This is a genomic window from Paenibacillus typhae (genome assembly GCF_900099765.1).
Classification (GTDB): Bacteria; Bacillota; Bacilli; order Paenibacillales; family Paenibacillaceae; genus Paenibacillus_AQ; species Paenibacillus_AQ typhae.
The window spans coordinates 92,959-104,239 of the sequence record NZ_FNDX01000018.1 but is presented as its reverse complement, the minus strand read 5'-3'; the positions used below and the strand labels follow the sequence as shown (position 1 = coordinate 104,239).

Here is an 11,281-nt window from a genome sequence, read left to right as displayed (position 1 = left end):
GCTCGATCTCTAGATCTTTTTCGCCTAGGAGTTTAATCGCAGTGTCCATCTTGTCCTCTAACTCCTGAACACGTTTTGCATCTTCGATACGTTCGCTAACAGAGGGTGTTGCCTGCTCACCGAATCGTTCTTTGTAGAACTTCACCCAGTTCGCAATCGTGCTCGGAGAAACTGAATACTTACGGGCAAGGAAAGATATCTTTGTTCCATTAATCGCTTCTTGGGCAACTTTGATCCGTTGTTCGTCGTACAACTTATTGCTCTTCATGTTCCTCATCCCCTTCTCTATTAGTGTACCTTATGCATCTTGAGGACTCCAATTCGATTAGGGGGCTTGAGAGAAAATCCCACTATTGAGCCGCCACCCCACAGCCCGCGGCCGGCATCAGTCATAGGCAATAATCCCCTTGACCTGCCCCCGCAGTTAAGCCGTTCCTCCCATCTTGCTGCAAAACGCCGCGCAACGCTTGAATAACGGCTGTCGCCAGCCGATATAAATCATGATTACTTAAAATTTTGATGATTTTGATTCAGTAAATTTAAAAATTTATAAGTCTTTTATTATGTATGCAAATATTTGGTTGTCATAAACGATTTACTGAAAAAGGTGGCTACAACATGTACAAAGTTGAATCGCTGGAACAGCTCATGGCGGCGGTGCCGGTGATCAGGGCGGCCGTTCCTGCCGACTTATCAATCGCGATCTGCGACCTGGAGAAATTCCTCGCCTATTGGCCGGGAGAAAATATAAATTTGCATATCCAAGAGGGCCAGCTTCTTCATGCCGAGGAGCCGCTGACGGCAGCCATCCGCAATAATACGCCACTTAGGGCGGAGGTTCCTGCTGAGTTTTACGGCTTCGAATTCACCGGGACGGCCACCCCGATCCATGACACGGAGGGCCGCGTCATCGGCGGTATTGCCGTGCAGCTGCGCCGCCAGCGTGAGCTGCGGATCATATCGGACCAGATCGCCGCGTCGCTGGCCCAGGCGAGCACACGGCTGATGCAAGTGGCAGACGGCGCGGGTGAACTCGCCGCCTCTACCCAGGAGCTGCTTGCTCTGGCACAAAAAAGCGGAGAGCAGGTTAGCGAGACGGATAAGGTAGTGGCGATTATAAACAATGTGGCCAGCCAGACGCATCTGCTGGGCATTAATGCTGCGATCGAAGCAGCCCATGCCGGCGATAAAGGCAGGGGCTTCGGGGTCGTAGCCCAGGAGATCCGCAAGCTGTCGAATGAAACGGTCAGCCGGGCCAGGACGATTCAGGACACATTGGGAGCTTTCAAAACGGCAACGTCACAAATGGGCGTCTCTATAGAACGGATCGCTTCGATTGTACAGGAGCAGGCCGCAACCTCGGAGCAGATATCGGCCTTCATTGAAGAAATCCAGCAGATGTCCGAAAAGCTGAACGCCTTCGCCCAAAAGCTGTAGGCAATAAGCAGGGCTGCCCGAAACGAGGCAATAAAAGTTTGTGTTAATGCCACATTTCAGCTGGAACGATCAGGGGGATTGGCCTAACGATTACCTTGTTATTTAGGCCGCCCGCCCTCACAATGAGGGATAGTATTTTGGAGAATGAGGGAGTTACAGCGAATGAATGATATTTGGGCCAGGAACAAAGTGAAAGTAACCGGAGAGGGTGAGCGGACCATTGTGTTTGCCCACGGCTTCGGGTGTGACCAGAGCATGTGGCAGTTTATAACACCGGCTTTTGAGCAGGAGTACCGGCTGGTGCTTTTTGATTATGTAGGCTCGGGTAATTCCGATCTAAGCGCATATAGTTCTGAGCGGTATGGAAACTTCAGCGGATATGTACAGGATTTGCTGGATGTTATCGGACTGCTGCAGCTGAGCGATATTATTTTTATAGGACATTCTGTCAGTTCCATGATTGGGATGCTGGCTTCCATTGAACGGCCGGAGCTGTTTGCCAAAATGGTGATGATCGGCCCGTCCCCCCGGTACTTAAATGATGGTGAGGACTACTTCGGCGGATTCGAGAAAAGCGATATTGCCGAGCTGCTGGAGATGATGGAAATGAATTTCAGCGGCTGGGCCAGCTTTATGGCACCGCTTGCTATGAACAATCCGCATTTGCCGGAGCTGACCCTGGATCTACAGCGCAGCTTTATTTCAGCCGATCCGGTGATTACCCGGGAGTTCGCCGAGGTTACATTCCTGTCGGATCACCGCGGGTCGCTGGCTGAAGCCGCAGTGCCTACGCTGATTCTGCAGTGCTCGGATGACAGTATTGTGCCTATTGAAGTAGGTGAATACCTGCATAAGCACTTGAAGAACAGCGAGCTGCGGCTGATGCAGGCCAAGGGGCATTATCCGCATATCAGTCATCCGGAGGAGACCATTGCGCTGATTCAAGGCTATCTGTAAACAGATTTTGAACACTATGCAGTATTGTGAGGTTATTTAAAAATGGATGAACGGCTGGAATACGCCCCGTGCGGATATTTGTCGATTACACATCAGGGCATCATTACGGATATGAACCATACCTTCCTTTTCTTGATGGGATACACACGGGAGGCGCTGCTGCATAAACATATTGAATCGATTATGTCCAAGGCGAACCAGCTGGTTTTCCATTCTTATTTCTACCCGAATATCAAGCTGCATGGTCATGTAGAAGAGCTGTTTATCAGCCTGAAGGACGTAAGCGGTGGGACGGTTCCCTACATTCTGAACGGGCGGAGTCTGGTGGTTGAGGGTGTGGCGGTGATAGACTGTGTACTGGTGCAGATGAGCAAACGGATGGATTACGAGCAGGAGCTGCGTTCGGCCAAGAAACAGATCGAAGAGGCTTACTGGGAAAAAGAGCAGGCGCTGGCCAGACTGGGCCAGATCCATACCGAAATCCAGCAGAAGCAGAGTGAGCTGATGGAGCTTAATGCCATTCTGGTGGAGCGGTCCACGACGGACAAGCTTACAGGACTCAGGAACAGGCGTTATTTGGAAGAGAAGCTGAGCGGGCAGCTGGAGCTGTTCCGGGAGACAGGGGAGCCGTTTTCTCTGCTGATGATAGACATTGACTACTTTAAGCGGATCAACGATACCTTCGGGCATCAGACAGGTGATTATGTGCTGGAGAAGCTGGGGAGCCTGCTGAGATTTCATTCCCGGGAAAAGGATACGGCCGCCCGGTACGGCGGAGAAGAGTTCGTGCTGATTTTGCCTGATATGGCTGCTGACGAATCCAGGCTGGTCGCTGAGAATCTGCGGCAGGAGGCCGAGCTTGCTGTCTGGGATACCGGACGGCTTACGGTCAGCATCGGAATCGCTACATGTACGGCCGGGGATTCGGAAAAAACGCTGCTCCACAAAGCCGACACTGCGCTCTACGCATCCAAAGAAGGTGGAAGAAACCGCGTGACGCACTGCTTTGATTTTACCGCGAAGCTATAGTATGCCTTATTACTCATATACAAAAAAAGCCCTCAACAGACACCGTCCGGTGACATCTGCTGGGGGCTTTTGCTGCTGCCGGCGGGAGGCCTGCTGCTAAGCTACAAAATTCTGCGGGCGGTCACAAAGCGTTTTTTCCACTGGCCGTCAAAATCTTCTGTGTGAACGCCCTCTTTGGAGGAATAGGTGTGCAGAATCTTGTTGTTTCCGGCGTAGATTGCTACATGGCCGATATCAAGACCCCGCGCGGTAAAGAACAGCAGATCGCCCGGACGCAGCTCGTTCAGCTTGACCTTGGTACCTTCCTTTGCCTGATTGTAGGATACGCGGGGCAGCTCGACGGACAGGATATCCTCGAACAGGCGCTTCACAAAGGAAGAACAGTCAAACGTATCCGTCTGGTCGGGGGAGGCGCCGAATTCGTAGGGCGTGCCGTTAAAAGTCCTGCCGTATGCGAGCAGAGCTGCAGCCTGCTTTTCGGTGAGGGAAGAGCTGGTGTAGTCGGTAAACTTCGGCTTGGCCGAGATGTAGCCGATCAGGTTGTCCTCTGTCCGGACCTTCAGCCAGAGCGCGTCGGCTACACTGATTACGTGCACTTTGGTTCCTGCAGACAGCAGGTTCTCCGTAACGGGCTTGCTTTCACCATCCGGCTTGCTGCGCAGCGTTACACCCTGGAGGATCGAGGTTTCATAAATGACCGCTGCCGATGAGATCTGCACCGACTGGGTGGCTGGAACCCAATTCACGGTATTGCCCAGGGCTTCGCTGGCCATCCGCAGGGGAATCATCGCCGTATCGTCAGCGATTACGCCGGGAACATCCATCTCAACGGGCTGGCCGTTCAGATTGGCAGAGGAGGTGCCCATCTGATAAGTGAGCGTGGTATCGTCTTTGGATGCAGTGACCGTCTTGCCGGTGTTGTCCCAGCTCAGCACAGCTCCCTGCGCCTCGAACAGCCCGCGCATCGGCACGAGCACTGTTCCGTCGACATTCAGGGGCGGCACCTCTGAACGAAGCGGCTGGCCGTCCAGATAGACTGAGATAGCCGGAGAATCCACCTGCTCCTGTGGAAGCGCGTCTGCATAGGCGGCACCTCCCCCGCATAGCGATAGAAGGAGCAGTGGAAGAAGGGCGGGATTGCATTTTGTCATGTGTGTATCACCTTGGCCTATAGATTTATTGTCTATAGTTGGACGCTGGCCTGGCGCATTGGTTTTGTGGTAAATGATGGGTGAATTAGTGCGGTATAGAGAGGGCTCAGTAAAAAACCTTTTGCTGCAAAAGCCCAAGCGCCTGCCCGATCTCCCGGCGCTCCTCCTCCGATAGATGGGCAATACGCTCCTCAAAGCGGCGGCCGATGGTCTGGAAGGCTTCACCCATCATTACCTCTCCGGCAGGTGATAGAGTAATGCCCTGCCTGCGGCGGTCAGACGGATCAGTAACTCTGGAACAGAGCTGCTTTTCGGTCAGCTTCTTCAGTTCGCGGCTCGTATTGGGCATCGACATATGCATGCAATCGCTGATTTCGCTTAGGGTCACAGGCTGGCTTACTGCAATGTATTCGAGAATTTTATATTGGACAGGAGTCAATGCCCCTGACTTCACATCCTTGGTTAAATCGCTTGTAACCTGATGTACGGCTGTAGTAAAGGTTACGATTTGCTGGAATAACAGGTTATTGTCCATGGGATCACCTCTGCCTTGACGATAGCAAAAACATTATCATAAAACAATTATCATTTGACAACTAATTTTCGGATGTGCTAGGATTTTGTTATCAAATGATAAGTAAAGGGGTGCCGACATGAATACACTGGTAATCTACACACATCCGAATCATCAAAGCCTGAGCTATGCTTTTTTGCAGGAGGTGCTGCGGGGCAGCCGGGAAAATGAAGCCGTAACGGATATACAGGTGCTGGATTTATACGGGGAAGGCTTTGATCCGGTGCTGGTATTCAACGAACAGAAGCGGCGGCGGGATATGCATAGTGACCCGGGGCTGGCCAAATACCGTGAGCAGCTGAGCTGGGCTGACCGGATTGTACTGGTCTACCCGATCTGGTGGGGACGGCCTCCGGCTATGCTAATGGGCTATATTGACAAGATGTTCGCCTCCGGATTTGCCTACAGGGACAAGAGCGGGCTGCTGCCCGAGGGGCTGCTCAAGGGAAAATCGGTAGTGTGTATTTCGGTGATGAAAGGGCCGGCGCATTATCCGCTGCTGTGGCTGGGAAATGCGCACAAGATGTTGATGCGCAAGGCATTGTTCAACTTTGTCGGCATACGCAAGGTGAAGTTTTTCGAATTCGGCAGCATGGAAAGCCCGCGCGGTAAGCATGCCCGCAAGCTGGAGCAGGTGTACCGCTACTTTAAGACGGCGCGGTAGCAATATGCACAGCAGCCCCGCGGAGGGATTATCCCGCGGAGCCGCTTGTCAGGAAGTAAAGGATGGATGTGCAGGGCTTAGCTGTTTTGCTCCACATACCAGTCAATTATTTTGCGGGCGATGCTGACCCGCGGCGGGATATTCGGCAGGCTGTCCGGCCGGAACCAGGCGGCATGATCGAGCTCAATCCCGTCCACGCTGATTTCACCGCTCTCATATTCGGCCAGGAAGCCAACCATCAGTGAATGGGGGAACGGCCACTGCTGGCTCCCGAAATAGGTGATGTTCTTCACCGTAATTCCGACTTCCTCCCTGATCTCGCGCGCCACACAGTCCTCCAGCGTCTCACCCGGCTCGACGAACCCGGCAATCAGCCCGTACATATTGTTCTGGAAATGGGGGGCGTGGGCGAGCAGAATCTGGCCGTCCTTCAGGATAGCTGTAATAACCGCCGGGGCCAGGCGCGGATAAAAGAGCTGCCCGCACGCAGGGCAGCTGCGGACATGCTCTGCAGCGGAGAGTACCGTTGCAGAGCCGCATTTGCCGCAGAACTGATGGGTCTCATCCCACGCCAGCAGCTGCAGTGCCCTTCCGGCCAGATGGAACACATCCTCATCGAGCACATCGTATAAAGTGCGCAGAGGGTGGAAAGCCATGCCCGGCGGCTCGGGCGTATCGGCTGGAACATCTGCAGCGAAGCAGGGAATGCCTGCAAGAGAGCCGAGATAGAGCGTGCGGTTCGGAACGGCTGCAAGCAAGTCAAGCGAAGGCAGCAGGGGAATGGAGGTCTGCTCAGGTGACTCTGTTACCAGCAGCCTGCCGGAATGGGTGACAAGCCAGTAGACTGAGCCGGTATATTGCGGGTCCGGCGTAACGGACGGAAGGTAGCGTGCATAAATAGATACTCGAGGTTTAGACATGAGGACAGAACCTTTCTTATTCGGTATAAGTACATGTTGTAAGAATAGCACCATGCGGGAAAGCTAACAAATACATACACTGCAGCGGGTCTTTCGGAGGTGGGAGGGCCTTTTTTTATTTGCAGGAACAAAGGGTTTGACAAATGATCAAGTTGTAACTACAATGGTTACAGGAGCGATGAATTACGTAATAAAAGGAGATACAAGCAGTATTTCTTATAAAAAATAAATGGGTAATGGAGGAGTTTAAGATGAAGATCGGATTCACAGGAGCAACAGGACAATTTGGTGCTATTGTAGCAGAGGCTTTGCTGAAGGCTGTACCGGCTGACAGTCTAGTAGCCAGCGTTAGAAATCCTGAGAAGGCAGAGAGCCTGCGGGCCCTCGGCGTGGATGTCCGCCATGGCGATTTTGATCAGCCGGACACTTTGGATCAGGCTTTTGCCGGTGTGGACCGGCTGCTGATTGTTTCGGCAGACGGGGACAACGACACCCGTATCCGCCAGCACAAAGCGGCAGTAGATGCGGCTGTCCGTGCAGGCGTAGGCTTCATCGCTTACACCAGTGTCGGACATGCGGAATCAAGTACACTGTTCCTTGCGCCGGTACACAAGGCAACTGAACAATTCATTCGTGAATCCGGCATTCCGTATGCTTTCCTCCGCAACAACTGGTACCTGGAAAATGAGGCCGGCTCCATCCATGCAGCAGCTGCCGGAGCGCCATGGCTGACCTCCGCCGGTGAAGGCAAGGTAGGCTGGGCAACCCGCCGCGACTATGCAGAAGCCGCCGCCGCTGTTCTTACCGGTGAAGGCCATGAGAATGCCGTATACGAATTATCCGGCAAGCCGCTTACCCAGGCAGAGCTGGCTGCTATTGCCGGTGGTGTGCTCGGCAAAGACATCCCTGTGCAGCAGGTGGATGATGCCACCTACTCAAGCGTAATGGCCGGAGCAGGCGTACCGGAAGCGGCCCTGCCGATCGTCGTAGCTATCCAGGCAGCAATCCGCGAAGGCGCGCTGGACATCGAGAGCGGTGACCTGGAAAAGCTGCTTCAGCGCCCGCAGACCCCGCTCAGCGAAGGAATCAGTGCCCTGGTGAACAGCGCGCAGGCATAAGCTTGCAAGAGACAGCGGTTGAGCTATTTGGCTCTATAGCTGAATAAGATCATATAGCGGAATAGACAAAAGGCTGCCCTCCGGTCAATGACCAGGGGCAGCTTTTTTTGCATATAGTCCGGGGGAAGTGGAGTTACAGCACCTGCTGGCTGCGGGAATAGAGGGCGTAAATCCTATAAAGTAGCTCTATCAGCGCTGCTGGCGGCAGGGATAGTGGGAAAAATCCTATAAAGTAGCTCCATCAACCCCGCTGGCGGCAGGGAAAGAGGGAGGAATTCCACAAAGCTCGCGGGGACGGGGCTTTCTTGCATAATTAGGTGGAAAAACGCCACTTAATTCGTGCATTTTTAAGGTTTTTCAGGTTTTAAGTGGATTTTCGCCACTTATTTTCTCCGATATCGTGAATATAAGGAGAAAGGGGAAGATTTAAGTGGCGAATTTCCAACTAATTCTCCGATAGTGGAAATTTTCAAGGATTTAAGTGGTGAAAATCCACTTAGTCCCCGGCCCCCGCCATACAACACACCGCCCAACTAGTATGCTCTACACACCCGTTCCCGCACACCGCCCAACTAGCCGCGCCCTACACACCGCTCCCGCACAACACATTAGCTGTGCCACTAGCTTTGCCCTACATACCGCTCCATTCGCGGTGCCCCTTCTCCACAAGGCGCCAACTGAAGAAGCCGGCTGGCTAATCTACCTCCTCCAGCTGCTCAAGGCAGTCTGCCAGCAGCTTGACCACGGCGTCTGCCAGCAGAGACTCGGGTGCAGCGGCAAGCCATTCCGGCGGGATAATCAGATAGTTGCCGGAGCTGCTCTTGAGGTAGCTGTAAATTATCTGCGCTTCATCAATGGTGTGGCGGTTAATTGTACCGGCACCCTCGGGAGCCTCAGCGGTGAAATGCTCAAAAATAGCTGAATGGACCGCAGCCTGCAGCCGCTCATGGTCCATATGCCGCAGATCCAGTGAAGTCCTGTATATAATCCGGGCACCTTTAATCAGGATCAGCTTGATTACGTCTCCGTCCATCGGCTCCAGCACGGCGATATTATTGTTCTCGCCGGTGAACCGCGAGACCTTTTCTTTCTGAAGCAGCGCCTGAACCGCTCCCGCGTAGTCGCGGTATTTGGCTGCTGCCTCAAAGTCGAACCGCTCCGCTGCCTCGTTCATGCGCTGCTCCAGATCATTCAGTATACTCAGATCCCGCCCGTCCAGCAGCGCGATTACTCTGTCTATAATCCTGTTATAGGCTTCCATCGAAGCGCCTCCGCCGCACATGCCAATGCAGAGGCCGAGCGAATGGTTGAGGCAGAGGGAGCTCCGGGTATGCGGATTGCTGCAAAGAATCCGCTGGCTCTCCTTGATGCCCTGCAGCGCCCGCTCCACAGTGCTCCTGCTCGTATAGGGGCCGAAATGCAGCTTTTCTCCGGGAGGGCCGGGATCATAGCTGACTTCAAGCTGGCGGCGTACTTTATCCTCACGGACCGAGATGTAGCTATAGGCCAGCGGATTTTTCATTTTCCGGTTATACATCGGTTTGATTTCTTTAATCAGCTGGCACTCCAGCATGAAGGCTTCAAATTCCGTATCGGTCAGCCGGTACTCCAGGTCCCTGATATTGCGGACAAGCTGGACAACCTTGGGGGAGTGGCCTTTGTTATTATAAAAATAAGACTGTACCCGTTTGCGGAGCTGCTTGGCCTTACCGACATAAATAATGTGGCCAAGACTGTCCTTCATCAGGTAGACGCCGGGTGTTAAGGGGAGGCTGTGAACTTTTTCCTTCAGATTCATTGAGGAATCACCTCTGCGTATAGCATAGATTGGTATATTGTAAGTATATACGAGATTTAGACCGGCAGGCGACTGGAAAAGCACATGCCTTAGCCCTACAATGGGAGTAATCTTTGCGATTTGCATTCGGACTGGAGGTATTCAGATGAAGTTCCGGACAACAGTAATCCTTGGCGGCAAGACAGCTACGGGCATTCCCGTTCCTCCCGAAGTGGTAGCCAGCCTGGGGTCAGGCAAGAAGCCGGCGGTCAAAGTAACGATTAACGGCTATACGTATGCCAGCACGGTAGCGGTAATGGGCGGACAGTTCATGCTCCCGCTCAGTGCGGAGAACCGGAAGGGCGCGGGCGTCAGCGCCGGGGAGGAAATTGAGGTAGAGCTTGCACCCGATAATGAGCCGAGAGAAGTGGCGGTGCCGCCGGATTTCAGTGAGGCGCTGGACCGTGAGCCGGCGGCGCGCAGCTTTTTTGACGGATTATCCTACAGCAACAAACGGCGGTTTGTATTATCCATCGAGGACGCCAAAACGGCGGAGACACGGCAGCGGCGTATCAGCAAATCCGTTCAGACGCTGAGCGAGGGAAGGATTCAATAGGTTTGATCTAACAGTATAAGTGGACAAGGGCGGCCTGCGGGCCGCTTTTTTTGCTGCAGCCAGCCGTGTGATATACACCACAAAAGCTTCCAGACGAACCAACTATCATGAAGAGTATAAATAACATGAAATTTCGGCAAAGCTGGGGGGCTTTTTATGAAATATTCAATAGGGGAGTTCGCATCGATCCTTGGCATAACGGCGGATACGCTGCGTTTATACGAGAAACACGATATTGTCAGGCCGGAAAAGGGCTGCCGTAACAACTACAGGTACTTCAATGATCTGGATGCCAGGAATCTGCTGTCGAGCCGCTGGTACCGCAGTATGCAGATACCGCTGCAAAATGTGGCCGAGCTGATTAACGAGGCGCCTGCAGAGCGGGTGGTGGACTCCATATACGCCGCACAGCTGCAGCTGGAGGAGGAGATCCGGCGGAGCACCATGCTGCTGGACAAGATCAACAGCATCCATGACGAGCTTAAGGGGCTGGGGGAGGCGCTTTATACATGCCGGATCAAGCAGATGCCGGGAATGTACCGGATTCAGCAGACGGATAAGAACCAGCTCCTGCAAAAGGAGTCCCTCAAGCAGACGGTACAGGCCTGGATGGAGCTGCTGCCGTTCACCTTCTATTCCTTTCGCACGGAGAATACGGACAGCCTCAGCCGGGACGGGGAGCTTGATTACGGCTGGGGGCTGGCGCTTCTCGAAGAGGATCAGCACAAGCTGGGCGTACGCATCAATGACAGCATGCAGTACATTCCGCCCGGCGTATGCATCTCATCCGTCATCATAATCTCCTATGAAGATTACCTTGAACGTAAGGACTTCCAGTTTATGCTGGATTACGCAGGGGAGCAGGGCTACACCGTGAACGGCGGTGTTTACGGCAAAATCTTGTTCACAGAACGGCTGGAGGACGAGAATAGGACGTATCTGGAAATCAATATTCCAATCAGCACCTGATGATCCGGACCCTTCCGCACACCTGGCTTTGAGAAAAAATTCACAACTCCTTCATTGACCTTGGTGCTG

12 protein-coding genes are annotated in these 11,281 nt (G+C 53.3%); 7 read left to right on the top strand and 5 right to left on the bottom strand.

Going from position 1 to position 11,281, the window contains the following annotated elements; all coding sequences use genetic code 11:
• Positions 1-268, bottom strand: a 268-nt coding sequence (locus BLR64_RS16155) for a transposase (RefSeq protein ID WP_167360699.1), incomplete at its 3' end; no start/stop codon positions are given.
• A 350-nt stretch (positions 269-618) separates the two neighbouring features.
• Between BLR64_RS16155 and BLR64_RS16150 the strand changes: the two genes are divergently transcribed.
• From BLR64_RS16150 to BLR64_RS16140, 3 genes are all read left to right on the top strand, one after another.
• Positions 619-1,437: a methyl-accepting chemotaxis protein gene (locus tag BLR64_RS16150; RefSeq protein ID WP_090715679.1), complete on the top strand. Its 819-nt coding sequence runs from the start codon at positions 619-621 to the stop codon at positions 1,435-1,437.
• A 162-nt stretch (positions 1,438-1,599) separates the two neighbouring features.
• Positions 1,600-2,394, top strand: coding sequence for an alpha/beta fold hydrolase (locus BLR64_RS16145; RefSeq protein WP_090715677.1), 795 nt, complete (start codon positions 1,600-1,602; stop codon positions 2,392-2,394).
• A 42-nt stretch (positions 2,395-2,436) separates the two neighbouring features.
• Positions 2,437-3,423 (top strand): sensor domain-containing diguanylate cyclase, encoded by a 987-nt coding sequence (locus tag BLR64_RS16140; protein WP_090715676.1) that lies wholly within the window; start codon positions 2,437-2,439, stop codon positions 3,421-3,423.
• A 101-nt stretch (positions 3,424-3,524) separates the two neighbouring features.
• Here BLR64_RS16140 and BLR64_RS16135 read toward each other — a convergent pair whose 3' ends face one another.
• Positions 3,525-4,574 carry a C40 family peptidase gene (locus BLR64_RS16135; protein WP_090715674.1) on the bottom strand — a complete coding sequence of 350 codons (1,050 nt, stop codon included), beginning with the start codon at positions 4,572-4,574 and terminating at the stop codon, positions 3,525-3,527.
• A gap of 106 nt (positions 4,575-4,680) precedes the next feature.
• The gene (locus tag BLR64_RS16130; RefSeq protein ID WP_090715673.1) at positions 4,681-5,109 is read right to left on the bottom strand and encodes a MarR family winged helix-turn-helix transcriptional regulator; all 429 of its coding nucleotides are present in this window, start codon (positions 5,107-5,109) and stop codon (positions 4,681-4,683) included.
• 118 nt (positions 5,110-5,227) lie between these two features.
• On the opposite strand from BLR64_RS16130, the gene BLR64_RS16125 reads away from it, so the two are divergent.
• A complete protein-coding gene (locus tag BLR64_RS16125) occupies positions 5,228-5,812 on the top strand; it encodes an NAD(P)H-dependent oxidoreductase (protein WP_090715671.1) in 585 nt (194 codons plus the stop codon).
• Positions 5,813-5,889: 77 nt separating this feature from the next.
• On the opposite strand, the gene nudC is transcribed toward BLR64_RS16125, so the two are convergent.
• Positions 5,890-6,732 carry an NAD(+) diphosphatase gene (gene nudC, locus BLR64_RS16120; RefSeq protein WP_090715670.1) on the bottom strand — a complete coding sequence of 281 codons (843 nt, stop codon included), beginning with the start codon at positions 6,730-6,732 and terminating at the stop codon, positions 5,890-5,892.
• 251 nt (positions 6,733-6,983) lie between these two features.
• Between nudC and BLR64_RS16115 the strand changes: the two genes are divergently transcribed.
• Positions 6,984-7,850, top strand: a complete 867-nt coding sequence (locus BLR64_RS16115) for an SDR family oxidoreductase (protein ID WP_090715668.1) — start codon at positions 6,984-6,986, stop codon at positions 7,848-7,850.
• 694 nt (positions 7,851-8,544) lie between these two features.
• On the opposite strand, the gene BLR64_RS16110 is transcribed toward BLR64_RS16115, so the two are convergent.
• Positions 8,545-9,648: a UvrB/UvrC motif-containing protein gene (locus tag BLR64_RS16110; protein WP_090715666.1), complete on the bottom strand. Its 1,104-nt coding sequence runs from the start codon at positions 9,646-9,648 to the stop codon at positions 8,545-8,547.
• A gap of 145 nt (positions 9,649-9,793) precedes the next feature.
• Between BLR64_RS16110 and BLR64_RS16105 the strand changes: the two genes are divergently transcribed.
• Positions 9,794-10,243: a YdeI/OmpD-associated family protein gene (locus BLR64_RS16105; protein WP_090715664.1), complete on the top strand. Its 450-nt coding sequence runs from the start codon at positions 9,794-9,796 to the stop codon at positions 10,241-10,243.
• 156 nt (positions 10,244-10,399) lie between these two features.
• A complete protein-coding gene (locus BLR64_RS16100; RefSeq protein ID WP_090715662.1) occupies positions 10,400-11,212 on the top strand; it encodes a MerR family transcriptional regulator in 813 nt (270 codons plus the stop codon).
• Positions 11,213-11,281: the final 69 nt, after the last annotated feature.